The organism is Enterobacter cloacae complex sp. P15RS, from assembly GCF_014895905.1.
Lineage (GTDB): Bacteria > Pseudomonadota > Gammaproteobacteria > Enterobacterales > Enterobacteriaceae > Enterobacter > Enterobacter quasihormaechei.
The window spans coordinates 17934-43714 of sequence record NZ_JADBQL010000023.1 but is presented as its reverse complement, the minus strand read 5'-3'; the positions used below and the strand labels follow the sequence as shown (position 1 = coordinate 43714).

The following is a 25781-nucleotide window of genomic DNA, read 5'->3' as shown; positions in this document are numbered from 1 at the left end:
TTTTGAGTCCGGGACAGTGGTTTCCGATCTGCCCCATTCGGGGTATGTCTGCACAAAAATGGTGCATTACGTTGGCAAAAACGTCACTTTGCTGGTTTTGTCAGCAAACAGTTAAAAGTCAGCGATCCATCCTTTGACAAGGCGTACGCAGGTCGATAATATGCGCCCCGTTCACACGATTCCTCTGTAGTTCAGTCGGTAGAACGGCGGACTGTTAATCCGTATGTCACTGGTTCGAGTCCAGTCAGAGGAGCCAAATTTGAAAAGCCTGCTTTTAAAGCAGGCTTTTTGCTTTTCTGCGTTCGGTAAGTTTGTCGGGTGGCGGCTGCGCTTACCCGACCTACGGTCCTGTAGCCCCGGTAAGCGCAGCGCCACCGGGCATAGCAAGCCTCACCGGCATCCCCGACCGCCGATCCAGCTCAGCGGCCGCGCCCTCGCTCACGAGCTGCGACCGCAATGCAGGCGTAATCGGCAGCGGCACCTTGTTGGTCGATTCAAATTCAGCCCGATTGCGTGAAAGTGGCTCGTGGACCTCAACCCAGCGGCTGCCGTCCGGCTCGGTGGTCACTTTTACGGGCTGATCGATAAGCTGTACCCGCGTCCCCTCCGAAACGTTATCAAACAGGTATTTGATATCGTTATTACGCAGGCGAATGCAGCCCTGGCTGACGCGCAGGCCGATGCCGAAATTCGAGTTGGTACCGTGAATAGCGTACAGCCTGCCGATATAGAGAGCATACAGCCCCATCGGGTTATCCGGCCCGGCGGGAACGAACGCGGGCAACGTTTTCCCCTCTTTCGCGTAAGCGCGCCGCGTGTTGGGCGTCGGTGACCAGGTTGGGCCTTCATGCTTGCGCTCAACGGCGGTTACCCAGTTACGCGGCGTCTCGCGCCCGGCCTGACCAATGCCAATAGGCAGCACCTCAACCGTATTGCTGCCGGGTGGATAATAGTAAAGGCGCATTTCCGCGACGTTCACCACAATCCCCTCGCGCACCGTTGGCGGCAAAATTAACTGCTGCGGCACCACCAGCTGTGTACCGGCACGCGGTAAAAACGGATCTACCCCCGGGTTAGCTTCCAGCATATTGCTCAACCCCTGCCCGTGCTGCGCTGCAAACGCTTCGAGCGGCAGGGTATTGCCTTCAGGTACGGTGACGGTTATCGGCGCTCCCACCAGGCGGCTCCCCTCGGGAGGCAGCGGGTAAGTGACAGCAGATGCAGCGGGAACCAGCATACGAAGCGTAAAAACGAACGCGACAAATCGAATCATAGTGTTCTGTACTCATCCAAAAGAGAAAGCCTGCCGGTGGGCAGGCTTATCATACTCACGCAATCACTTTTTCGTCGTGCGCCATCTCCGGGTAAGGACTTTTTCCGCTTCAACGATCATGAACATCGCGAACCCGACCAGGAAAGTAATGATCCAGTAGCGGAACGGCAGCGCTTCGGTACCGAACAGCATTTGCATGAACGGCGCATAGACGATCAGAAGCTGAAGCGCCAGCAGCACGCCGCTCACAATCCATATCCCCTTGTTAGCCAGCAGACCTTTACTCAGGGAGAAGCCGTCGGTGACGCGGCAGTTGAGCATGTAAAACCACTGGGCAGTCACCAGCATTTGCAGCAACACGGTGCGGATGAACTCCGGCGAGTAGCCGCGCGGTTGCAGCCAGGCCTCCAGCACAAAGGCGCTGATGGCAATCATCAGGCCGACAAACACCACGCGCCAGATGGCGTAACCGTCCATCACGTGCAGGTTAGACTTACGCGGCGGCCGGTTCATGATGTCCTTTTCACCCGCTTCAAACGCCAGACCAAACGACAGCGTTGCCGAGGTTGCCATGTTCATCCACAGGATCAGTACCGGTGTTAGCGGGATCAGGTTCCCCGCCAGCAGGGCGATAATGATCAGCAGCGCCTGGGCGATGTTGCTGGGGATCACGAACAGAATGGTCTTTTTCAGGTTGTCGTAGACCCGACGCCCTTCATGTACCGCCCGGGCAATGGTGGCAAAGTTATCGTCCGTTAATACCATGTCGGCGGCTTCTTTGGTGACTTCAGTACCTTTGATCCCCATCGCGATGCCGACGTCTGCCCGCTTCAGCGCCGGCGCATCGTTCACCCCGTCCCCGGTCATCCCGACCACTTCCTGTTTACTTTGCAGCGCCTGCACCAGGCGGAATTTATCTTCCGGGCTGGTACGGGCAAAGATATCGTATTTTTGCGCCGCGTCGCTCAGCTGATGGTCGTCCATCGCCTCCAGCTCGCGTCCGGTGATGGCGCTCGCCGCGTTGCCAATACCCAGCATCTGCCCGATGCTCATCGCCGTTTGCGGATGATCCCCGGTGATCATTTTCACGCGAATGCCCGCCTGTAGGCAGTCGGCGATGGCCGTAATGGCTTCCGGGCGCGGGGGATCCATCATGCCCGCGATGCCGAGCAGAATAACGCCCTCTTGCAGATCGGCATGGGTCAGCTCCCGCTGGCCGCTGGCGGCCGGTTTCCAGGCCGCAGCCACCATACGCAACCCTTCGCGCGCATACTCTTCAATCTTCTCTTCCCAGTAGTGCAGGTTGAACGGCTCGAGCCCGCTGTGGGTCTGCTGGTGCTGACAAAGACGGAAAAGGACGTCCGGCGCACCGGTGATTAACATTACCTCTTCGTCGCCCAGACGATACAGGGTGGACATGTATTTGTACTGCGAATCAAAGGGGATTTTACTGCGCAACTCGGCATCAACTGCTGGCAGCGGAATTTTGGCCGCCAACACCTTCAGCGCGCCTTCGGTGGGGCCGCCGGTGATTTTCCATAACCCCTGCTCATCTTTGATCAGCTGGCTGTCATTACAGAGATCGACAGTGCGCAGATAGCGCTCCAGCACAGATCCCTGGGTCACGCTGACTGGCGTCGGATCGTCAACAGGGTGAATAGTGCCTACCGGCTCGTAGCTGTCGCCCTCCACGCGGTAGGTGGTATCCGCGGTAATCACCGCTTTTACCGTCATTTCATTCATGGTCAGGGTGCCGGTTTTATCCGAGCAGATAACCGTCATCGCCCCCAGGGTTTCCACGGTAGGCAGCTTGCGAATAATCGCCTTGCGGCGCGCCATCGCCTGCACGCCCAGCGAGAGGATGATCGAGATAATGGCCGGTAATCCTTCCGGCACCGCCGCCACCGCCAGGCTAATCAGCGACAGTACCAGCTCTGAAACGGGCATATCGCGGAAGATGAGGCTGAAAACAAACAGCACCAGCATCATGACCAGAATGGTGATGAAAATGGTCTTGCCGAGCTTGTCCATTTGCACCATCAGCGGGGTACGGTGTTTTTCGATGTCCGACATCATCTGGTTGATATGGCCGAGCTCGGTCTCGCCGCCGGTCGCCACCACCAGCCCTTTCCCCCCGCCGGAGCTGACCGTGGTGCCGGAATACAGCAGGTTGTAACGGTCGCCTAACGGCAGTTCACCGCTGAGCGCATCGCTGCTTTTCTCTACCACGGTGGATTCGCCGGTGAGGATAGCCTCTTCCACCCGCAGGTTGTGCGCCTCTATCACACGAAGGTCGGCAGGAATGCGATCTCCGGCGCGTATAACCACGATGTCTCCCGGCACCAGCGCCGTGGTGGGGATGGTTTCATGGCTGCCCTGCCGGATGACCACCGCCTCGCTGGAGAGCATATTGCGAATACTTTGCAGCGATTTCTCCGCATTGCTCTCCTGAATATGGCCAATCAGGGCGTTAATGACGGCCACCCCGAGAATGACAAACATATCCACCCAGTGTCCCATTATCAGCTTCAGCAGCGCCGCCACCAGAAGAACGTAAATGAGAACATCGTTGAAATGGGCCAGAAAGCGCAGCCAGCCGGGTTTACCCGGTTTTTGCGGTAAGGCATTTTCACCATATTTGTCCAGCCTGACGGTGGCTTCCGCACTGCTAAGTCCGTCCAGGCTGGATTGGATATTTGTCAGGGTTTCATCAACGGTCTGTTGATAATACGGACGGTGAGGCTTTTCTGTTATCATCGTTCCTTCCTCGGGTTCTTTTCAGAAATCACCTTGCTTTCATGCAATTAACGAATAACGAAAACAGGAACATGCGCATAACGAACGATACTCGCCGCCTCTGAACCTAATAAGTGGGTTTGAATATTTGGATTGCGCGACCCCACAATAATTGCGCCGGCGTTAAGTTCATCCGCCAGTTTGATCGCCTCATCACGTATATTCCCGCTGCGAACGTGAAGATGAACATTTTCTTCCGGCAGGTTGATTTTTTTTACCAGCGCGGCAAGTTTTTCTTTAGCATTATTAACCATATATTCATCCATCTTTCTCGCGTCTGCAATAAAACCGCGGGTCAGTTCAGCCGAGAACTTTGGCATAACGTACAGCAGATGAACGTCACCCGATGCGCTTTGCGCCAGGAACTGGGCATGCTGTAGCGCTTTATCTGACAGCGCTGTTTCGTAAACATCCACCGGCACCAGAATCGTTTTATACATATCAAGCATCCTTTTTATAACCAACACAGCTGTGAGTGAATCAGGAGAGATCGCATCAAACCAGGGGGTATATGCGCAAAGGCCTTTTCGGAAAAAAGGGATGAATGCTATTAAACGTAGCACAGGAATATCAGGTTGTTATTCAAAGCGAATACGCTATCGTCACACGTGTTTCGCCTTAGCCTGCCACGCCACTAATAATGGTTATTTAACATTTATTTATTCACCGACTATGCTCATAGTCAGGCATGCAATACGTTTATTCATATTTACCCTGCGCCACCTTCTACCTCATGGAGGAATGCATGTACGGTTTAAGCCTGATTCGCCTTGGTTTGTTTATCGCGCTTGCCATTATCGCCAGCACAGCAATCGGTTTATTTACCTATGTGGTCGTCTCGGCCCTGGCAGAATAGCGCCACCCCAGCATTGATGACGAAATAAATAAAACAATTATTATCAGGGGAATACTGTGAAGCGCTACGTCTCTCTTCTGCCCGCTGTGTTATTACTGCTGACGGCGTGCGATCCTAAACCCGATCGCGCCGCGCCCCTGCCGAAAATGGTAAAAGTCGCAGAGGTGGTGAAGGCCGGCAACGCGCAGCAGCGCGTCTTTCCCGCCCGCATCGAATCCGGCGACGCTACGGATCTCGCGTTCAAACGTGCCGGGCAGATTGAGGCACTGGACATTCGCCAGGGCGCCGTTGTCAAACAGGGGCAACGGCTCGCCAGTCTTAACGATCGCGAAGCCCGGCAGCGTCTGAACGACAGGCAAACGGCGGCAACCTTGGCGCAGAGGCAATTTGACCGCTTCCAGACGCTGGCGGGACGTCAGGCCGTGTCGAAGGCCGAGATGGATGTCCAGCGCGCCAGCCGCGATTCTGCAAACGCCGCGCTACAGATTGCGCGAGAAGAATTGAGCCAGATGACGCTCGTCGCCCCCTTTAGCGGGACAGCGGCCAGCGTCCATGTGCGAAATCATCAGGTCGTGTCAGCCGGCCAGCCCATCGTCACATTGACCCGTACAGACCTGCTGGACGTAGTTTTCAGCCTTCCGGAAAATCTGTTTAAAACCTTCGACATCCGCAATGCGCAGTACAGACCGGTGGTGAGGATCAATGCCCTGCCCGGGCGCGAGTTCACCGCAGTGTACAAAGAACACTCGGGCAGTAGCGACAGCAACACCCTGACCTGGCAGGTGATTTTAACCATGCCCCGCCCGGATGATTTTCCCGTTGTGGGCGGCGTCAGCGGGACGGTCACCGTCAATTTAACCGACCTTCCGGCGGGCGTGGGCAGCGAGGCGCTGGTGGTGCCGGTTGAGGCGGTCTTTAGCCCGGATAACCGCCCGCGCAATGAGCCGCACGTCTGGGTGGTAACGGGCGAAGGCGAAACGTTGCACCTGGAAGATCGAAAGGTCAGCGTGGGGCAAGTTAGCGCTGAGGGCATCGTCGTCGTCGACGGGCTTAAGGCCGGTGAACGCGTGGTGGCCGCAGGCGTGGGCGAGCTACACGCCAATCAGCCGGTACGCATCTGGACGCGTGAACGGGGACTGTAATGGATATCTCTCGTCAGTTTATCAGTAATCCGGTTCGCGTCTGGCTGACTATTCTGCTGCTGGGCGTGGGCGGCATTATTGCCCTGCTGAACATCGGCAGGCTGGAAGATCCGGCGTTTACCATCAAAACTGCGGTGGTGATCGCCCATTATCCGGGCGCGTCGGCGCAGCAGGTTGAGGAAGAGGTCACCCTGCCGCTGGAAAATGCGCTACAGCAGCTCCCTTACCTCGATAACGTCAGCTCCATCTCCTCCAACGGCCTGTCGCAGATCACGGTCAATATTGCCTCGCGCTACCACTCAGATGAGCTACCGCAAATCTGGGATGAGCTGCGCCGCCGGGTGGGAGATGCCGCCCGACAGTTTCCGCCGGGCGTAGTCACCCCGTTTGTGAATGACGATTTTGGCGACGTGTTCGGCTTTTTCTTTGCCATTTCCGGGGATGAATTCAGCAATCCGGAACTGGTGCGGTATGCCGAGCAGCTGCGCCGGGAGCTGGTCCTTGTGCCGGGCGTGGGCAAAGTCGCCATTGGCGGTGCCATCACCCAGCAGATTAACGTGGACATCTCTCTGACCAAAATGGCCGCCCGCGGGATAACGCTGAACCAGCTTTCCGCCCTGTTGAGCAGGCTGAACGTGGTCTCCAGCGCCGGAGACATTCCCGCCGGGACCGAGTCCATTCGCCTGCATCCTACCGGGGAATTCGAGAATATTGACGAGCTTGCCGATCTGATCGTGACCCCGCCCGGCGCTGGGGCGGCTACCCGCTTGCGGGATATTGCCACCCTGTCGCGCGGGCTGGATGCCTCCCCTTCCAGCATCTACCATGCTAACGGCAGAAAAGCCGTCACCATGGGCGTCTCCTTTATCCCCGGCGTAAACGTGATCGACGTGGGACATGCGCTGGAGGCGAAGCTTGAGCAGATGTCAGCCGAAAAGCCGGCAGGCATCCATATCGACCTGTTTTACGATCAGGCAGCGGAGGTCGGTGATTCCGTTAACGGATTTATCATTAATTTCCTGATGGCGCTGGCGATTGTTGTCGGTGTGTTGCTGATCTTTATGGGCGTACGCAGCGGGATCATTATCGCCTTTTCCCTCGCGCTCAACGTGCTGGGCACGCTGCTGATCATGTATCTCTGGGGCATTGAACTTCAGCGCATTTCGCTGGGGGCGCTGATCATCGCCCTCAGCATGCTGGTGGACAATGCCATCGTGGTTGTCGAAGGGGTACTGATCGCCCGGCAGCAAGGCTCGCCCCTGCTGAGCGCCATTAACCACATTATTCGCCGTTCTGCGCTGCCGCTGCTGGGCGCGACGGTCATCGCCATCCTGGCCTTCGCGCCCGTCGGGCTGTCGCAGGACTCCACCGGCGAATACTGTAAGTCCCTGTTCCAGGTTCTGCTGATTTCGCTCATGCTGAGCTGGTTCTCTGCCCTCACCATTACGCCGGTGCTGATCAAATGGTGGCTGTTTAAACACGACGCTGCGCCGCCAGAGGTCGACAAAACGGACCCCTACGACAAACGCATCTATCGCATTTACCAGGGTTTGCTCAGGGCACTGTTGCGGCGTAAAGCGCCAACGCTGGTAGTGATGGCCGCGCTGCTGGCAGCCGCCATCTGGGGCTTTGGCTCGGTGCGGCAAAATTTCTTCCCCTCCTCCAGCACGCCGATTTTCTTCGTCGACCTCTGGCTCCCTTACGGTACCGACATTAAATGGACCGAGAAGATGACCGGCGATATCGAGAAAACCATCAACGGCCAGCCAGGCGTGGAAACCACGGTCTCGACGATCGGTCAGGGAAGTATGCGTTTTATTTTGACCTACAGCGGGCAGCGCCAGTACAGCAACTATGCGCAAATCATGGTGCGGATGGACGACCAGCGTAACATCTCCGCCCTGACCCGCCACGTTGATGAGTACATCGCCCGGAACTATCCGCAGGTTAACGCCAGCACGAAACGGGTGATGTTTGGTCCTTCCGGCGACAGCGCTATTGAAGTGCGTATTAAAGGCCCTGAGCCGGACAGGCTGCGCCTGATCGCCAGCCAGGTAGACAACATCCTCACGCGCGATCCGGCCACGGACAGCGTCAGGAACGACTGGCAAAACCGCAGCAAAGTGATCCGCCCACAGTACGTTACCGCGCTGGGCCGCGAGCTTGGCGTGGATAAGCAGGACGTGGATAACGCACTGGAGATGAATTTCTCCGGCAGCCGGGCGGGGCTGTACCGTGAAGGCAGCGATCTGCTGCCCGTGGTGGTGCGCCCGCCGGAAAGCGAGCGGCTGGACGCCAATCACCTGAATAACGTCCTGGTCTGGAGCCAGACCCGGCAGCAGTATATCCCGCTGAGCAACGTCGTCAGCGGCTTCGCGCTGGAGTGGGAAGATCCGCTGATCCTGCGTCGCGACCGCTCCCGCGTGCTGACCGTGCAGACCGATCCCGACCCGCTAAGCCAGCAAACCTCCGGCGATATTCTCGCCCGGGTGAAGCCGCAAATTGATGCGCTCCCCCTGCCCCACGGCTACAGCATCGAGTGGGGCGGGGACGCGGAGAACTCCAGCGAAGCGCAGCAGGGGTTGTTCACCACGCTGCCGCTCGGTTATCTGGTGATGTTTGTGATCACGGTGCTGATGTTCAGCTCGGTGAAAAACGCCGTCGCTATATGGCTGACCGTGCCGCTGGCGCTGATCGGCGTGACGCCGGGGTTTTTACTGACCGGGATCCCCTTTGGCTTTATGGCGCTGATTGGCCTGCTGAGCCTGAGCGGGATGCTGATCCGCAACGGCATTGTGCTGGTAGAGGAGATTGAACAGCAGAAAGCGCAGCAGGATCAGCACAGCGCGATCGTTTACGCCGCCACCTCGCGCCTGCGCCCCATCCTGCTCACCGCCTTTACCACCGTGCTCGGGCTCGCTCCTCTGCTGCTGGATGTGTTCTTCCAGAGCATGGCCGTTGTGATTATGTTTGGACTTGGGTTTGCTACAATCCTGACGCTGCTGGTACTCCCGGTAATTTACGCGTGTTTCCATCGTAAGGACGAAGCTGAACAACAATGAATGCGACAGGGCTGAACATCATCAAGACGCTGGGCTGTATGACGGCGGTGACTTTCTTCACCATCTACAATACCTGGGATCGGTATGATTATGACTATCACTGGATCCTCGGCTTTTTAACGTTTATCTCGACCATCGCCACGCCGCTGTTTTTTGTGGTGGCAGGCTATCTGGATGGGCAATCCCGCCACGGCACCCGCTGGCAGCTTGATAAGATCAAAAGCCTGGTGATCGTCTTTCTGTTCTGGGTGACCATTTACTACCTGTGGGAGCCCTATCAGCGCGGGTATCTGATCCAACCCTGGTTCGTGTTCGCGTTTATCGTGATTTACACATTTCATCCGGTGGTGGAGTGGCTCAGCCAGCGGCGAACGCTTTTCGTTGGGGTAATTGCCGCCCTGCTGCTTTTCTCCTACGGGTACGATTTGCTGTCAGCGCTCTATCCTGACGTCCATGTCCTTTCGCTGTCGCCGCAGTATCGCCTTTGGACGTGGCTGCTGTTTTATCTGACGGGACAACTCTTTTGCGATCCGCACATCGCGGCGTGGATCGGCCGCAAAAACGTGGTCAGGGCAGCGGTGATTGCCATCCCGTTTATCTATCTGTTCACGTGGTTTTACGAGCGGCACTTCTTTTTTGCCCTGTTTAAAGCGGACAGAAACGCCTTTATCCTCACCGGATCACAAATCTACATTCTGATTATCGCCCTGGTGATCGCGGCCAACGGCGTACGCTTTCGCCGCAATGCGGAGTTTAAAGAGTCCGTGCTGGCCGCCATTAGCAAAACGATGACCGGGGTCTATATTATGCACTACTCGGTGTTTCACCTGCTGACGGCACTCATTCCGGTGACCTCTCTGAGCATCAAGCTGGCCCTGATTGTGCTCACCTTTATTACGTCGGTCCTGTTTTCGCTGCTCATCCTCTCCAACGCGGTGGCCAAAAAGGTCATTACCCTTTAAAAGCCCAGGCGCAGCCAGGCAAACAGCACGTTGCCGTTGTTGTAGGTGCCGGGGATATAGGTGAACTGGACGGTAACGCGCTTGTATCCGGCTGAGAACAGGGGAAAGATAAACGGCAGCGGTACGTAGTTAGCAAAGTCGTCGCGCGCGGTAATCCCCGCCGCGGCGCCCAGCCCCAGACGGAAATCTTTCGCGTTATCCAGATACCAGCCCTTCTCCCAGCCGTAGCCCATCGCGGGCTGCCACTCGTTGTGGGAATCTTTAAACATCATGGCGAAGAGCGCGCTCCAGTTGCCCTCGTTGTTGTAACGAGACACGCCCAGCCCACCGCCCCACGGCATTTCGTTGTAGTTGTCCGTTTTCTCTTTGTCATACATGAATCGGGCGTGCCAGCTCAGAAACGGCAGGTAGAGATCGTAACGCTCCGGCTGTTCCCAGGTCTGGGAAATATCGTCCGTTACCGCATCCCACCAGCGGTGAATGCGCTGTTCACCATAGACTTTCGGCTCCGCATACAGCGGCGAAGCCACCAAAAACAGGACTACCCAGAGTGCAGGAAAGAGGCGTTGCATCGTTATTCCCTCAGCTTACGTCACGCAGCGATCACTATTACTGTAAACCATTCAGCCCTAACCGGAGCCAAACAGGCTGATTTATATTGGGCCCGGGTAAGATGAAATTTATTTATTCAGCGCTTTCAGGAAAGATAAAAACGTTTTCTCTGGCCGCCCGTCGCGGTAGTCTCATACCTTCCGTCACGATGACGGCCGCAATGTGAGTGACCTTTTCTTATACCAATAATTAAAAATCAGTACAGACAGGACAACTATGGACTCCACCCTCATCTCCGCTCGCCGCAGCGAGGAGACGCCTTCGCTGAACCGCGCCCGCCGCGCCGCTTTAGGTAGCTTCGCAGGCGCCGTCGTCGACTGGTATGACTTTCTGCTCTACGGTATTACCGCTGCGCTGGTATTTAACCGCGAATTTTTCCCCCAGATTAGCCCCGCCATGGGCACGCTCGCCGCATTTGCCACCTTTGGCGTCGGTTTTCTGTTTCGTCCGCTGGGCGGCATCATTTTCGGCCACTTCGGTGACCGCCTTGGCCGGAAACGGATGCTGATGCTCACCGTCTGGATGATGGGTATTGCCACCGCGCTTATCGGTATTTTGCCTTCCTTTGCGTCGATTGGCTGGTGGGCCCCGGTGTTGCTGGTGACATTGCGCGCCATTCAGGGCTTTGCCGTCGGCGGTGAATGGGGCGGCGCGGCATTGCTGTCCGTGGAAAGCGCACCGAAGCACAGGAAGGCGTTTTACAGCAGCGGCGTGCAGGTGGGTTATGGCGTGGGGCTACTGCTTTCCACCGGGCTGGTGTCGCTCATTAGCCAGCTCACGACAGACGAGCAGTTTCTGAGCTGGGGCTGGCGCATTCCGTTTATTTTCAGCATTGTGCTGGTCATCGCGGCCCTGTGGATCCGCAACGGCATGGAAGAGTCGGCTGAGTTTGAGCAGCAGCAGCGCGAAAAACCGGTCGCGAAAAAAAGGCTGCCGGTGATGGAAGCGCTGGTGCAGCACCCTGGCGCTTTTCTGAAAATCATCGCCCTGCGCCTGTGCGAACTGCTGACCATGTATATCGTCACCGCCTTCGCCCTGAACTACTCCACCCAGAACCTCGGCCTGCCGCGTGAGCTGTTTCTGAACATTGGCCTGGTGGTGGGCGGGATCAGCTGCCTGACCATCCCCTGCTTCGCCTGGCTCGCAGACCGGTTTGGCCGCCGCCGGGTTTACATCACGGGCGCGCTTATCGGCACGCTCAGCGCCTGGCCGTTCTTTATGGCGCTGGAGGCGCAGTCGGTGTTCTGGATCGTCTTCTTCGCCATCATGCTCGCCAACATCGCCCACGATATGGTGGTGTGCGTGCAGCAGCCGATGTTTACCGAGCTGTTCGGCGCCAGCTACCGTTATAGCGGCGCGGGCGTGGGATATCAGGTGGCGAGCGTGGTCGGCGGCGGGTTTACGCCGTTTATCGCCGCCGCGCTGGTGACCTTCTCCGGCGGAAACTGGCACAGCGTGGCAATTTATCTGCTGGCAGGCTGCCTGCTCTCCGCCGCGACCGCCCTGTTCATGAAGGAAACGCGCTAGGCCGATCTCCTCACTTTAGTTTCACGGGCGTGTGACATACTATCGGGTATTGCCGCACACCTGTGGAACAAGGAGACAGACATGAATAATAAGGGCTCCAGCCTGACCCCGGCTCAGGCGCTGGAAAAACTCGACGCGTTGTATGAGCAGTCCGTCAACGCACTGCGCAGCGCCATCAGTGAATATATCGAAACAGGGAAACTTCCCGATGAAAAGGCCAGAACTCAGGGCCTTTTTGTTTATCCATCGCTCTCTGTCACCTGGGACGGCAGCGCCAGCAGCAATCCGAAAACCCGCGCCTATGCACGTTTTACCCACTCCGGCTGTTACAGCACGACCATCACCCGCCCTGCGCTGTTCCGCCCCTACCTGGAAGAACAGCTCACGTTGCTGTATCAGGATTACGGCGCGCATATATCCGTGGAACCGTCGCTGCACGAAATCCCTTACCCGTACGTGATTGACGGCTCGGCGCTAACGCTGGACCGCTCCATGAGCGCGGGGCTGACGCGCCACTTCCCGACCACCGAGCTTTCGCAGATTGGCGACGAGACGGCGGACGGAATTTATCACCCGGCAGAATTTTCACCGCTCTCGCACTTTGACGCCCGTCGCGTGGATTTTTCGCTGGCGCGCCTGCGCCACTACACCGGCACCCCAGCCGAGCATTTCCAGCCGTTCGTGCTGTTTACCAACTACACCCGCTACGTGGACGAGTTTGTTCGCTGGGGCTGTAGCCAGATCCTCGATCCGGACAGCCCTTACGTCGCCCTCTCCTGCGCGGGCGGGATCTGGATCACCGCTGAAACCGAAGCGCCGGAGCAGGCCATTTCTGACCTGGCGTGGAAAAAGCACCAGATGCCGGCCTGGCACCTGATCACCGCCGACGGGCAGGGCATTACGCTGATTAATATTGGCGTTGGGCCGTCGAACGCGAAAACCATCTGCGACCACCTGGCGGTTCTGCGCCCGGACGTCTGGCTGATGATTGGCCACTGCGGCGGCCTGCGCGAAAGCCAGCTGATTGGGGATTACGTTCTCGCCCACGCGTACCTGCGCGACGACCACGTCCTTGACGCGGTTCTGCCGCCGGACATTCCTATCCCGAGCATCGCGGAAGTCCAGCGCGCCCTGTATGACGCCACTAAAGAGGTGAGCGGTATGCCGGGTGAAGAGGTGAAGCAGCGCCTGCGCACCGGCACGGTGGTCACTACCGACGATCGTAACTGGGAACTGCGTTATTCCGCCTCCGCGCTGCGCTTTAACCTCAGCCGCGCGGTGGCGATCGATATGGAAAGTGCCACCATTGCGGCGCAGGGCTACCGCTTCCGCGTGCCTTACGGCACGCTGCTGTGCGTGTCCGATAAACCGCTGCACGGCGAGATCAAGCTGCCGGGCCAGGCGAACCGTTTTTACGAAGGGGCGATCTCAGAGCATCTTCAGATTGGTATTCGCGCTATAGATTTACTGCGTGCCGAGGGGGATAAACTGCACTCCCGCAAGCTGCGCACCTTTAATGAGCCACCGTTCCGCTGATAACAAGGACACATCACGCACACCACTCACCCGGCCTGGGATTCGTAGGTCGGGTAAGCGGAGCGCCACCCGACAAGTTTACCGAACGCAGAAAAGCAAAAAGCCTGCTTTAAAAGCAGGCTTTTCAAATTTGGCTCCTCTGACTGGACTCGAACCAGTGACATACGGATTAACAGTCCGCCGTTCTACCGACTGAACTACAGAGGAATCGTGTGAACGGGGCGCATATTATCGATGCGCCCTGAGGATGTCAAAGGGTGAATGCAGATTTTCAATCGTTTGCCGATTTATTCTCCACTTCGCGCATTTGTCAGGCGTTTGCGGTTTCCGAAACCGCCTGTTCCGCTTTTTTTCGCGGATATTTCCACAGCCAGCGTCCGCTCACCATACGCCAGTAGAACAGCGCGCCGCGCACGGCCCAGTCAAGGAACATCCCCAGCCAGACGCCGACCACGCCCATGCCTAGCATCACCCCCAGCGTGTAGCCCGCCACGACGCGGCAGCCCCACATGCCGAGCATAGAGACCCACATGGCAAAGCGGGCGTCGCGCGCCCCTTTCAGCCCGGCAGGAAGTACCCAGGACGCGGCCCAGATCGGCATAAACGCCGCGTTGAGCCAAATCAGCACCTTCACCACCTCTTTTACGTCGTTTTCGTGGGTATAAAACGAGGCCATCAAACCGGCAAACGGCGCGGTGCCCCACGCAATCGCGGTCAGCCCGATGGTTGAAAGCCAGAAGACGTGGCGAAGCTGCCGTTCCGCCTGCCCTATCTGCCCCTTGCCGAGGCGTTTACCGGTAATGATGGTCGACGCCGAGCCCAGCGCGTTACCCGGCAGGTTAATCAGCGAGGCGATGGAGAAGGCAATAAAGTTGCCGGCGATGACGTCGGTGCCCATCCCGGCAACAAACATCTGCGTCAGCAGTTTCCCGCCGTTAAACAGCACGGATTCGATGCTGGCCGGGATCCCGATGCCCATCACTTCCCAGATAATGGCGAAGTTAAGCGGACGGAAATAGCTTTTCAGCGTCAGGCGCAGCGACGGCGTGATGCCCGCCATCAGGACGCCAATGATCGCCGCCGCACCAATATAGCGGGAAATCGTCAGCCCTAAACCAGCACCGACAAAGCCCAGGCCATCCCAGGAGAAGACGCCGTAAATCAAAACGCTGCTGATGATAATGTTCAGGATGTTCATCCCACCGTTTATCAGCAGCGGAATTTTAGTATTGCCTGCGCCACGAAGCGCGCCGCTGCCAATCAGCGCGATGGCTGCCGCCGGATAGCTCAGCACCGTCATTTCAAGGTAGGTGAGCGCCAGCGCCTTCACCTCACCGGTCGCTTCGCCGGCGACGATGTCTATGATCTCTTTCCCGTAGTAATGAATGACCGCCGCGAGAACGATCGAGAAAATCGTCATGATCATCAGCGACTGTCTGGCCGCTTCCCGGGCGCGTTTCGGATCGAGTTTGCCGAGGCTAAACGCTACCACCACCGTCGTCCCAAGATCGATGGCGGCAAAGAAGGACATCACCACCATGTTGAAACTGTCCGCCAGCCCTACCCCGGCCATCGCTTCTTTGCCGAGCCAGCTCACCAGGAAGGTGCTGAGAACGCCCATCAGCAGGACGCAGGTATTCTCCAGGAAAATAGGCACGGCAAGGGGGGTGATTTCACGCCAGAACAGAACTCGATAACTTTTACGTTTGGCATACCAGGGCGTGCGCATAATCGCCTGGCGTATGGGTGCGGTGACGTTCAAAATGGACCTTAGCGAGAAAGTTGAAACTCCATTTCAAATGATGGGGCAGAAATGCATATCCTGCAAAGTATTTTCCATTAAATTATGTCTGAAATGGCAACAAAATGACGACAGAATCATCAATCAGTCACTTTTGCCTAAGATGAGGTTTGACAAAAGTTTTTTCGCCGCTAAGATAAGCCTCCACAACGATTCCTCTGTAGTTCAGTCGGTAGAACGGCGGACTGTTAATCCGTATGTCACTGGTTCGAGTCCAGTCAGAGGAGCCACATTTAAAAAGCCTGCTTTCAAAGCAGGCTTTTTGCTTTTCTGCGTTCGGTAAAATTGTCGGGTGGCGGCTACGCCTTACCCGACCTACGGAATCGCAGACCCGGTAAGCGCAACGCCACCGGGCAACAGATTGCGCGATTACTCGCCTTTAGCGTCGACGTTTTTGATTTCGCCCATCACCTTCAGCTTTTTGGAGATATCGCGACGCTCTTTGGACAGCTCAGCATTTTTGATGATGTAGTCATCAACGCGATCTTCGTAATCGCTCTTCATGCTGGCAATGATGCCCTGAATAGCTTCAACGCTCATCCCCGGCTTGATGTAGTCGCTCAGGTTGTCCAGCAGCAGGACACGTTTCTGGTTGTCACGGATCTTCTTCTCTACGTCCTGGATTTCACGCTGTAGCTTGTTTTTGCGGCGGAACAGGCGGACGAACTCCAGAACATCCTGGAACGAAGGCTTAATAGTTTCCATTTTTACACCCCTGATAATGTGAGATTCGGATTCGTTAAGGCAACCGTTTTAACAGACAGCGGCTGCGAATGACAATGAGTATATCGTTTAAAACCATCATAACCCTAATTGCTGCTGAATCGAAGCAGCAGGCATCACGTACGCTTTTTATTTGCGCAGTGCCCGGCAAATCAGCTGCGATAATAATTCCAGCTGTCGTGCCAGCTCCATACTCAGCCAGACATAGCCGTGGATGGGCGTTTCCGCCACATTGTCGGCCTGACGCTCATTCATCAGCTGTTTCAGCTCGACGACGATTTCGTTCAGCCGCTCGCTGTTTGCCCGTATCGGCTGTGGATTCCCTTCGTAGAGCGCATGGGCGATGGTCAACAGGGTTTGTTGCGTCATCTGCTGCGTCTCTTTCAGCGTATGCGCGTTGAGCATCAGAAAGTGGCTGGGGCGTGAAGCCCAGTGGGCATTGATTTGCAGTTCAAGCATACAGACCAGATTACGGCTCACCGTCTGAATGGCTTCAAAAATGGCTTTCTGGATATGCGTTTCTTTGCTTGCCGGGGTAATCAACCCGCGCATTTTGACCACGTCATTGAGGATTTTTTGCAGGTGCTTTTCCAGCCGCGGGCGTTCGATCAGATTCGGCGAAAACCCGGCCTGATAGACGCGGTTAAATGCTGTGACGTAGTTTGCCATCTGAATGCGCCAGTGCAGGAAGGCGCGCTGCGGCCAGATGCCGGTAAACAGCATGGCGAGCAACGAACCGAGGATAACGTCCCCGCTTCGCCACAGTGCGGTAGTCATATCGCCCGCCGGCGCGCCGACCACAACCGCAAGCGTTATGCCAATCAGCAGCGCCTGATACGGCCTCTTGCCCAGCGCCAGCCACCCGCAAAGAAACATCGCCCCCGCGCACCACAGCAACATGATCGGGAATGAAATCAGCTCCAGCTTCAGGGCGATAAGCCCAAGCGCCGAGCCTAGAACGGTGCCGCCTATGCGTTCGAGGGCACGAGGAACCACGTTCCCCCAGAATGAGATCGGCCCCATCACCACCACCAGCGTGATCAGCGGCCACGTTCCTTCCGGAATATCCAGCAAACGAACCAGTACGAAGGTCAACACAAACGCCAGCGCAATGCGGCAACCGTGCACCACGCGATAATGTTTGTATAACCGAATTTCAAATGGGGTTAATGACTTGTCGGGGCGCACACCCGTCTCCAGCTTTACGGCAAACCACAATTGTACTGTGTTTTGAGGCGGGTGGATCGCACCCGCCTCAAAAACCCTGCGTTTCGCAGGTTTATCCCACCTTGTGTTCTACCGGTACAAACATCTCAATGTCCCAGTAGCCGTCTGCATTGCCATCATTCAGATAACGTTCGAAGCACGGTTTTGGCGCAATCTGGTAGGTGTTGTCCTGGAGAAGGGAGTTGAAGAACTGGTTCCAGGGGGTGGCAAAATCATGATTTTCCACACGGGCAGCGGCGATAGCATAGTCCCCGGCAGCGATTTCGGTCATCATCACCCCTTCGCTGTTCTCAGGAACAGTGAAATCATCAGGGACCGTGACGGCGGTATCGCAGCGGAGCTTTTCCGCCGGCACGTCATCCGGGTTGTCGTAATAAACGGCTACCCATTCCTGCGGCTGAATATGACGCCCATCTACCCACATCACGAGCTGTTCGAACCCCTGCTTGACCGTTTTTTCCCACGGCCCCACGAGATGAAAGCCTGCGATTTTACGTTTCTGTTGCTGCCTGACGCTGTAGTCCATGCTGCCTCCATTTATCACTGTATATACATACACCATAAAGCAGAATCGCGATTATCGGCAAACCGGGAATGTTGATTATGCGAGCAGACTCGCAACACTGCCAGTCTGCCCGAAAGGTTAGAGCTTATGATGCAGATAATCGCCGAGACGGGAGAAAAGGCCGCCCTTTTCAACGCTTTCCAGCGTAACCAGAGGCCAGTGCGCAACCACCTTGTCGCGATCGTACAGCTGGATCTCCCCTACCCGCTGGTGCGCGGCAATCGGCGCTTCCAGCTCTTTTTTGTCCATCACGTATTTTGCCTTGATATTCGGCACTTCCGTTTTGGGCAAGGCCAGCCAGAAGTCCTGATCCGTGCCCAGCGCGATCTGCTCTTTATCGCCGTACCAGATACGTTCGGTACCCACTTTTTTGCCGTTATGCAGGATCTGCACCGTATCGAAATTTTGCTGTCCCCAGTGCAGCAGCTTGCGTGCCTGATCTTCACGCCCTTTCGGGCTGTCTGCGCCCATCACCACCGCAATCAGCCGACGCTGACCGTCCACCGCGGAGGCAATCAGGTTGAAGCCCGCGCCCGACGTGTGCCCCGTTTTCAGGCCATCCACGTTCATGGTCTTATCCCACAGCAGCCCGTTACGGTTCTGCTGGGTGATGCCGTTCCAGGTCAGGCTTTTCTCGCTGTACATGTGGTAGAACTCAGGTTCGCCGTGAATGATGGCACGGGAAAGCACGGCGAGATCGTAAGCGGAGCTGTGCTGACCCGGTGCATCCAGCCCGTGTACGGTTTCGAAGTGAGTATCGCGCAGGTTCAGCTTTTCGACGTAGTCATTCATCATCCTGACGAACTGCGGCTGACCGCCCGCCACGTGATCCGCCAGCGCTACGCAGGCGTCATTGCCGGAATCAACAATCAGGCCGCGGCTGAGATCGCGCACGGAAACCCGGTCGCCCTCCTTCAGAAACATCAACGATGAACCGTCAAAGACCGGATTGCCTTTCGCCCAGGCGTCACGTCCGACCGTCACAATGTCATCGGGGCTGATACGGTGGCTATCAATGGCGCGATCGACAACGTACCCCGTCATCAGTTTGGTCAGGCTCGCCGGATTGCGCTGCTGATGTTCGTTGCCCGCCGTTAAGATTTGACCCGTGGTGTAATCCATCAATACCCAGGATCCTGCCTGAATGGCAGGCGGCTGAGGTGAAAAATCCAGCGGCTCGGCGGCCAGCGCGGATGAAATACTCGAAGCGAGTAAAGAAACAGCAATAAACAGACGGCGTTTCAACGGTATATCCTCAGGTCAGTAAAAATCGATGACCTTTTTACGGCAGTTCTGATGTCGTTACCTGCCTTAATTGCAAAAAAATGTGACAACGCGCAGATTTTTCTGGAACAAATCTCGCAAATTTCTTGCCTGACCGTGCTTTTTATTCGGACTGCTCACCCCAATCGTTTACCATAGAGACGTCAATTTTTAACAGGATGAGATTACTGGTGTCTGACTCTGCCGCGCGCCCGACTTTTTTGTTCCACGATTACGAAACCTTTGGCACCCATCCGGCGCTGGACCGACCGGCGCAGTTTGCGGCTATCCGTACCGATGACGAATTTAACATCATCGGCGAACCCGAGGTGTTTTACTGCAAGCCCGCCGATGACTATCTACCGCAGCCGGGCGCGGTGATGGTGACGGGCATCACTCCTCAGGAAGCGCGGGATAAAGGCGTTAGCGAAGCGGAATTTGCCCGTCGCATCCACGATCTGTTCACGGTGCCCAATACCTGCGTGGTGGGTTACAACAACATCCGCTTTGACGATGAAGTGACGCGTAATATCTTCTACCGCAACTTCTACGATCCGTACGCCTGGAGCTGGCAGAACCGCAATTCACGCTGGGATTTGCTGGATATTATGCGCGCCTGTTATGCGCTGCGCCCGGAAGGGATTCACTGGCCGGAGAACGACGACGGATTACCGAGCTTCAGGCTCGAGCACCTGACGCGCGCCAACGGCATCGAGCACAGCAATGCCCACGATGCGATGGCAGACGTTTACGCGACCATCGCTATGGCGAAACTCGTTAAAACCGCGCAGCCGCGCCTGTTTGAGTATCTGCTGAGCCACCGCAGCAAGCAGAAGCTGATGACGCTGATTGATGTGCCGCAGATGAAACCGCTGGTGCATATTTCAGGGATGTTCGGGGCGTGGCGCGGGAACACGAGCTGGGTGGCGCCCCTCGCCTGGCACCCGGATAACCGTAACGCCGTCATCATGGTGGATCTTGCCGGGGATATCTCCCCGCTGCTTGAGCTTGACAGCGACACCTTACGTGAACGGCTGTATACGCCGAAAGAGGCGCTGGGTGACCTGCCCGCTGTACCGGTTAAACTGGTGCACATCAATAAATGTCCGGTGCTGGCCCAGGCCAATACGCTGCGCCCGGAAGACGCCGACCGGCTGGGGATTAACCGGCAGCACTGCCTCGATAACCTGAAAGTGCTGCGCGACAACCCGCAGGTGCGCGAGAAAGTTGTCGCCATTTTTGCCGAAGCAGAGCCGTTCGTGCCGTCTGAAAACGTGGATGCGCAGCTTTATAACGGCTTCTTCAGCGACGCCGACCGCGCGGCGATGAATATCGTGCTGCAAACCGACCCGCGGAATCTGCCCGCGCTGGATATCACCTTTGCGGACACGCGCATTGAGAAGCTGATGTTTAACTACCGGGCGCGCAACTATCCCGGCACGCTGGATGAGGCTGAGCAGGAGCGCTGGCTACAGCATCGACGCAACGTCTTTACCCCGGAATTTCTCAACAGCTACGCTCAGGAGCTGGAGATGCTTTACGGCCAGTATGAAGGGAATGCCGAGAAACAGGCGCTGCTGAAAGCGCTATACCAGTATGCGCAAGAGCTCATCTGAAATGCAGAGATAAAAAAACCGGAGACCATCGTCTCCGGTTTTTTTTGCCCGGTGGCGCTTCGCTTACGCGGGCCTACGGGGTATTTAGGTCGGGTAAGGCGTAGCCGCCACCCGACACAGTCTTACGCGACGTCTTCGTACTGAGGAACCGGGTTGCGGAAGCTCTTCGTCACACAGGCCAGGTAAACCAGGCCGATACCTGCCCAAATCAGGCCAAGCACCATTGAGCTCTCTTCCAGGTTAACCCACAGCGCGCCCACGGTCATAGCACCACACATCGGCAGGAACAGATACTGGAAGTGGTCTTTCAGCGTCTTGTTACGCTTTTCACGGATCCAGAACTGAGAGATCACCGACAGGTTAACAAAGGTGAACGCCACCAGCGCACCAAAGTTAATCAGCGCCGTTGCCATCACCAGGTCAAAGTTAATCGCCAGAAGCGCGATCGCACCGACCAGAATGATGTTCATCGCCGGGGTACGCCATGTTGGATGCACGTAGCCGAAGAAGCTTTTCGGGAATACGCCATCGCGACCCATAACGTACATCAGACGCGCAACGCCTGCATGCGCGGCCATACCGGACGCCAGTACGGTGATGGTGGAGAAGATCAGCGCGCCAACCTGGAACGCTTTACCCGCCACATAGAGCATAATTTCCGGCTGAGAAGCATCCGGATCTTTGAAGCGAGAGATATCCGGGAAGTACAGCTGGAGGAAATAGGTCGAGAAAATAAAGATCAGGCCACCAATCAGCGCCGTCAGGAAGATTGCACGCGGAATCACGCGCTCTGCATCTTTCGTTTCTTCAGACAGGTTGCTGATACCGTCAAAACCGGTAAAGGAGAAGCACAGAATCGTCGCCCCGGTAATCATCGGGATCACATGCGCATCACCAGACCAGAACGGCTTGCTGCTCGCCAGAGTGCCCGCGCCTTCGCCGTGGAACACACCGTAAATCACCATGCCGAGGATCACGGCAATCAATACAACCTGAAGCACAACGATAACGGAGTTAAAGTTGGCAACGGACTTGATGCTGCGCAGGTTAAAGGCCGTCATAAAGGCCACCAGCGCCACGACGAACATCCAGGATGGAATCGATGGCACCAGCGCTTCAAAATAGATTTTTGCCAGCAGAATGTTGATCATCGGCGCGAACAGATAGTCGAGCAGCGAAGACCAGCCCACCATAAAGCCGACCGTCGGGCTGATGGATTTCTGGGCATAGGTGTAGGCGGAACCGGCAGACGGATAGCGGCGCACCAGTTTACCGTAGCTGAGCGCGGTAAAGAGGATCGCAATCAGTGCAAAGCCGTAAGCCGTCGGCACATGACCGTCCGTGAGGCCTGATACGATACCGAATGTATCGAACAGCGTCATCGGTTGCATATAGGCAAGGCCCATCATGACAACCGGAATCAACGTAAGCGTTTTACGTAATTCCACGCGAGAGGTGTTTGGAGTTGCGTTATGCGACATAGTTATTCTCCTTTACGGTGATAACCGCCACGTAAGCGAAAAATTGCCCCATTTCTTTCTTCCTCAGCGACAACAACTGTCGGATTTTAGTAAGTATCTATCCGGTACGAAGCCCGGCCTCTTGGTTTTTAGTTTCGTTTCGTACATGCAAAAAAAAATAACCGACGCCTTTTATATCGTCGATTATTTATTTGTTTGCAGCGGCGGCATTTTGCCCTATTCAAGATACAAAAGGCAATACATTGAGAAACGAGCCCATAAAATAATTTTTCTAACTGATTGATTTCCCATCATCTGCCTGAGTGTAAACTGTCGCGATAGCACTATTTGCTAAAATTTCGTCTCGCCACCAGGCGCTGGCAAGCCCGGCGGTCTGTTCATTCCAGCCTACCCATACCGATTCGTTACTGCTCTGCGCTAAAACCTGTTTTTCAACCAGCGCGCCGCTTTCTATAAACCGCTGAGCTAAATAACGGGGAAGGTAACCGCAACCGAGGCCGCTTATTTGCAGCTCCAGCTTGGTTTTAAAATCAAAAACGGTGATGGCCTCCTGCTCATCCAGAAGCTGCGATGAAATACCGCACTCGGGACGCGAGCTGTCTCCCACCACAATAGCGCGATGGTTTTTGATGACGCGTCTTGAAACTGGCTCCGGTTCATTTGCCAGCGGATGATGAGGCGCAACGGCAAAAATTTGCTCCAGCACGCCCAGCCGGGCGAAACCAAATTCACTTAGCTGAGGAGGCTCGTGCAGGGCTCCAACGATAATATCCGCCCTGCCCTGCGTCAGGGCGTCCCATGAACCGCCCAGCACGCCGTTGATAAAAACCAGGCGCGTGACGCTATGGCGCTGATAAAACGCCTCGATAAGCGGGGTAAGCAGTGAAAAAGGGAAAGTATCATCAACCCCAATCACCAGCTCATTTTCCCAGCCCTGGTGAAGCTTAACGGCCTGCTTTTCCAGCTCGCGCACCGCATGCAGCACGTCACGCCCTTTTTCCAGCAGCATTTGCCCTGTACGGGTGAATCGTGCGCGATGTCCGGAACGGTCAAGGATTTGGATATTAAGATCGCTCTCGAGCTTTTGCACGGTATAGCTCAGAGCTGAAGGCGTTTTATAGAGCTTCGCCGAGGCGGCGGCAAAGCTCCCTTCTTTTTCAAGCGCATCCAGAATAACAAGAACATCCAGCAGCGGTTTCATCTTCGCCCCCTTGCGGTGTGCGATTGTCTCCGCTGATGCAGTTATTCCATGGGCATAACCAGCGGATCGGGATACTGATACTCAAATCCCAGTTCATGGCAAATACGATTGCCATCAATAATTTTGCCTTTGCGTTCCCCCTGCGCATCACTGAACACCGGCGGCGCCAGGCCAAGCTGGCGGGCCATCAGCGGATAAAAGGTGCTGCGCGCCGGGTGCGAAGGCGCACATATATTATAGATGTGCCCCCCTTTCGGAGCCTGTAAAAGCAGTTCTATTGCGCCGACAACATCTTCAAGATGCACAAGGTTAACCCCGTGCTGACCATCCGGCGCGGATTTACCGGCAAAGAAGCGCCCCGGATGGCGCCCCGGCCCCACGAGTCCGGCCAGACGTAAAATATCCACCTGCGTGCCGGGCAGATTGTGCAGCCAGTCTTCCAGCTCTTTCAGTACCCGACCGCTGGCGGTCACCGGACGGCGCTCGGTGTTCTCCTTCGCCTTACCGTCGATATCGCCATAGACGGAGGTCGAGCTGGTAAAAATGATACGCGGAATATGATGCGCCAGGGCGCTGTCGACAATCTCCTGCACCGCCTGCAAGTAAAACGTCTCGCCCGGCCCGCTGCGTCGCGCCGGTAAGGTTATGACCAGCGCATCCACATTCATCAGTTCGTCCAGCTCGTCGGTATCGCAGATAAGCTCGGGTTCGAGGCGCAGCTCGACACCGTCAATGCCGCACATGCGTGCCGCTTCAACCCCATCTCGGGTGGTCTTACTCCCTGTCACCTGCCAGCCTTTCGCGGCTAATGACATCGCCAGCGGCATTCCTAACCACCCTAACCCGACAATCGCGACCTTTTTCATGTACATTCTCCGCTTAACTACCCCTGTTATAAGGCTACGCCAGCCTGGTGGAACGCACAATTCATACCATCAATATGAAATGAATTAATGATCAAAAAAAGCCCTTGCTTTATGGCGTATAACTGGTTTAGGTTAAAAGACATCAAATGCATAAGCATTCAACGAGAATTTATATGACACGCGTTCCTTTTAAAAACCACCATCATCACCATCATCCTGACTAGTCTTTCAGGCGATGTGTGCTGGAAGACGTTTGGATCTTCCAGTGGTGCATGAACGCATGAAAAAGCCCCCGGAAGATCATCTTCCGGGGGCTTTTTTTTGGACCGCATTCAGACAGGTTAAAACAGGTTAACGAGGAACACAGAATGTTAGATAACTCACGTTTACGCATAGCTATTCAGAAATCAGGCCGTTTAAGCGACGATTCACGCGAACTGCTGGCCCGCTGCGGGATTAAAATCAACCTGCACACCCAGCGCCTGATTGCCCTGGCTGAAAATATGCCGATCGACATTCTGCGCGTACGTGATGACGATATCCCGGGCCTGGTGATGGATGGCGTCGTTGACCTCGGCATCATCGGCGAAAACGTACTGGAAGAAGAGCTATTAACCCGCCGCGCGCAGGGCGAAGATCCCCGCTACTTTACCCTGCGTCGTCTGGACTTCGGCGGCTGCCGCCTGTCGCTGGCCACGCCGGTCGATGAAGCCTGGGACGGCCCGGCCGCGCTGAACGGCAAACGTATCGCCACCTCTTATCCTCACCTGCTGAAGCGTTACCTCGATCAAAAAGGCGTGCAGTTTAAATCCTGTCTGCTGAACGGCTCCGTTGAAGTGGCGCCGCGCGCGGGCCTGGCCGATGCCATCTGTGACCTCGTCTCTACCGGCGCCACGCTGGAAGCGAACGGCCTGCGCGAAGTGGAGGTGATTTACCGCTCCAAAGCGTGCCTTATCCAGCGCGACGGTGAGATGGCCGAGGCCAAACAGCAGCTCATCGACAAACTGCTGACCCGCATTCAGGGCGTGATTCAGGCGCGTGAATCCAAGTACATCATGATGCATGCGCCAACCGAGCGCCTCGAGGAAGTCATTGCCCTGCTGCCGGGCGCAGAGCGCCCCACCATTCTGCCGCTGGCGGGTGACCAACAGCGCGTGGCGATGCACATGGTCAGCAGCGAAACCCTGTTCTGGGAAACCATGGAAAAACTGAAGGCGCTGGGCGCAAGCTCCATTCTGGTGCTGCCAATTGAGAAGATGATGGAGTAACGAC

20 protein-coding genes, 3 tRNA genes, 1 pseudogene and 1 other annotated feature are annotated in these 25781 nt (G+C 56.2%); of the genes and pseudogenes, 10 read left to right on the top strand and 14 right to left on the bottom strand.

Features of this window, described 5'->3' with window-relative positions; translation table 11 throughout:
* The first annotated feature begins 180 nt into the window (after positions 1–180).
* A tRNA-Asn gene (locus IM267_RS14690) sits at positions 181–256 on the top strand.
* Positions 257–340: 84 nt separating this feature from the next.
* On the opposite strand, the gene ldtA is transcribed toward IM267_RS14690, so the two are convergent.
* The 3 genes from ldtA to IM267_RS14675 form a co-directional block, all read right to left on the bottom strand.
* A complete protein-coding gene (gene ldtA, locus IM267_RS14685; RefSeq protein WP_193033675.1) occupies positions 341–1273 on the bottom strand; it encodes a L,D-transpeptidase in 933 nt (310 codons plus the stop codon).
* 63 nt (positions 1274–1336) lie between these two features.
* Positions 1337–4030, bottom strand: a complete 2694-nt coding sequence (locus IM267_RS14680) for a cation-transporting P-type ATPase (protein WP_193033674.1) — start codon at positions 4028–4030, stop codon at positions 1337–1339.
* A 47-nt stretch (positions 4031–4077) separates the two neighbouring features.
* Positions 4078–4509: a universal stress protein gene (locus IM267_RS14675; protein ID WP_063868381.1), complete on the bottom strand. Its 432-nt coding sequence runs from the start codon at positions 4507–4509 to the stop codon at positions 4078–4080.
* Between the two features lie 472 nt (positions 4510–4981).
* On the opposite strand from IM267_RS14675, the gene IM267_RS14670 reads away from it, so the two are divergent.
* The 3 genes from IM267_RS14670 to IM267_RS14660 are packed head-to-tail and all read left to right on the top strand — an operon-like array spanning position 4982 to position 10091.
* Positions 4982–6067: an efflux RND transporter periplasmic adaptor subunit gene (locus IM267_RS14670; protein WP_193033673.1), complete on the top strand. Its 1086-nt coding sequence runs from the start codon at positions 4982–4984 to the stop codon at positions 6065–6067.
* Entirely contained in the window at positions 6067–9129 is a 3063-nt protein-coding gene (locus IM267_RS14665; RefSeq protein WP_193033672.1) for an efflux RND transporter permease subunit, read from the top strand. Before IM267_RS14670 ends, IM267_RS14665 begins: the two co-directional genes overlap by 1 nt.
* Positions 9126–10091, top strand: a complete 966-nt coding sequence (locus IM267_RS14660) for an acyltransferase (RefSeq protein ID WP_063868378.1) — start codon at positions 9126–9128, stop codon at positions 10089–10091. The genes IM267_RS14665 and IM267_RS14660 overlap by 4 nt, the downstream gene beginning before the upstream one ends.
* Here the strand turns inward: IM267_RS14660 and pagP are convergent.
* Entirely contained in the window at positions 10088–10663 is a 576-nt protein-coding gene (gene pagP / locus IM267_RS14655; protein ID WP_193033671.1) for a lipid IV(A) palmitoyltransferase PagP, read from the bottom strand. The genes IM267_RS14660 and pagP overlap by 4 nt on opposite strands.
* A 256-nt stretch (positions 10664–10919) precedes the next feature.
* Between pagP and shiA the strand changes: the two genes are divergently transcribed.
* Complete coding sequence (shiA, locus tag IM267_RS14650; RefSeq protein WP_063868376.1) at positions 10920–12230, top strand: shikimate transporter; 1311 nt, start codon at positions 10920–10922, stop codon at positions 12228–12230.
* 81 nt (positions 12231–12311) lie between these two features.
* Positions 12312–13766, top strand: coding sequence for an AMP nucleosidase (locus IM267_RS14645; RefSeq protein WP_063450216.1), 1455 nt, complete (start codon positions 12312–12314; stop codon positions 13764–13766).
* A gap of 131 nt (positions 13767–13897) precedes the next feature.
* On the opposite strand, the gene IM267_RS14640 is transcribed toward IM267_RS14645, so the two are convergent.
* Positions 13898–13973: transfer RNA gene (locus tag IM267_RS14640), tRNA-Asn, on the bottom strand.
* 103 nt (positions 13974–14076) lie between these two features.
* Positions 14077–15560 (bottom strand): annotated as a pseudogene (emmdR, locus tag IM267_RS14635) (multidrug efflux MATE transporter EmmdR).
* Between the two features lie 161 nt (positions 15561–15721).
* Between emmdR and IM267_RS14630 the strand changes: the two are divergent.
* Positions 15722–15797, top strand: a tRNA-Asn gene (locus tag IM267_RS14630).
* Between the two features lie 139 nt (positions 15798–15936).
* Here the strand turns inward: IM267_RS14630 and IM267_RS14625 are convergent.
* The 4 genes from IM267_RS14625 to dacD form a co-directional block, all read right to left on the bottom strand.
* The gene (locus IM267_RS14625) at positions 15937–16272 is read right to left on the bottom strand and encodes a DUF496 family protein (RefSeq protein ID WP_063450218.1); all 336 of its coding nucleotides are present in this window, start codon (positions 16270–16272) and stop codon (positions 15937–15939) included.
* A gap of 147 nt (positions 16273–16419) precedes the next feature.
* Positions 16420–17478: an FUSC family protein gene (locus tag IM267_RS14620; RefSeq protein WP_193033670.1), complete on the bottom strand. Its 1059-nt coding sequence runs from the start codon at positions 17476–17478 to the stop codon at positions 16420–16422.
* Positions 17479–17569: 91 nt separating this feature from the next.
* On the bottom strand, positions 17570–18043 hold the full coding sequence (sbmC, locus tag IM267_RS14615; protein WP_193033669.1) for a DNA gyrase inhibitor SbmC: 474 nt from the start codon (positions 18041–18043) through the stop codon (positions 17570–17572).
* A gap of 117 nt (positions 18044–18160) precedes the next feature.
* Complete coding sequence (gene dacD / locus IM267_RS14610) at positions 18161–19333, bottom strand: serine-type D-Ala-D-Ala carboxypeptidase DacD (RefSeq protein WP_146024376.1); 1173 nt, start codon at positions 19331–19333, stop codon at positions 18161–18163.
* Between the two features lie 191 nt (positions 19334–19524).
* Here dacD and sbcB point away from each other — a divergent pair, with 191 nt between their 5' ends.
* Positions 19525–20961, top strand: a complete 1437-nt coding sequence (sbcB, locus tag IM267_RS14605) for an exodeoxyribonuclease I (protein WP_370551738.1) — start codon at positions 19525–19527, stop codon at positions 20959–20961.
* Positions 20962–21083: 122 nt separating this feature from the next.
* Here sbcB and plaP read toward each other — a convergent pair whose 3' ends face one another.
* The 4 genes from plaP to IM267_RS14585 form a co-directional block, all read right to left on the bottom strand.
* The gene (gene plaP, locus IM267_RS14600; protein WP_003859499.1) at positions 21084–22442 is read right to left on the bottom strand and encodes a putrescine/proton symporter PlaP; all 1359 of its coding nucleotides are present in this window, start codon (positions 22440–22442) and stop codon (positions 21084–21086) included.
* Positions 22432–22494, bottom strand: coding sequence for a membrane protein YoeI (yoeI, locus tag IM267_RS14595; RefSeq protein WP_099458931.1), 63 nt, complete (start codon positions 22492–22494; stop codon positions 22432–22434). Before yoeI ends, plaP begins: the two co-directional genes overlap by 11 nt.
* Positions 22495–22713: 219 nt before the next feature.
* Positions 22714–23643: a LysR substrate-binding domain-containing protein gene (locus IM267_RS14590; protein WP_193033668.1), complete on the bottom strand. Its 930-nt coding sequence runs from the start codon at positions 23641–23643 to the stop codon at positions 22714–22716.
* A gap of 41 nt (positions 23644–23684) precedes the next feature.
* Positions 23685–24509: an SDR family oxidoreductase gene (locus tag IM267_RS14585; RefSeq protein WP_193033667.1), complete on the bottom strand. Its 825-nt coding sequence runs from the start codon at positions 24507–24509 to the stop codon at positions 23685–23687.
* A gap of 173 nt (positions 24510–24682) precedes the next feature.
* Between IM267_RS14585 and hisL the strand changes: the two genes are divergently transcribed.
* Both hisL and hisG read left to right on the top strand, forming a co-directional pair.
* Positions 24683–24733, top strand: a complete 51-nt coding sequence (gene hisL, locus IM267_RS14580) for a his operon leader peptide (protein ID WP_099516347.1) — start codon at positions 24683–24685, stop codon at positions 24731–24733.
* Positions 24709–24832: a sequence feature (His leader region), on the top strand. It overlaps the preceding gene by 25 nt.
* Before the next feature lie 45 nt (positions 24833–24877).
* Complete coding sequence (gene hisG / locus IM267_RS14575) at positions 24878–25777, top strand: ATP phosphoribosyltransferase (RefSeq protein ID WP_006811208.1); 900 nt, start codon at positions 24878–24880, stop codon at positions 25775–25777.
* Positions 25778–25781: the final 4 nt, after the last annotated feature.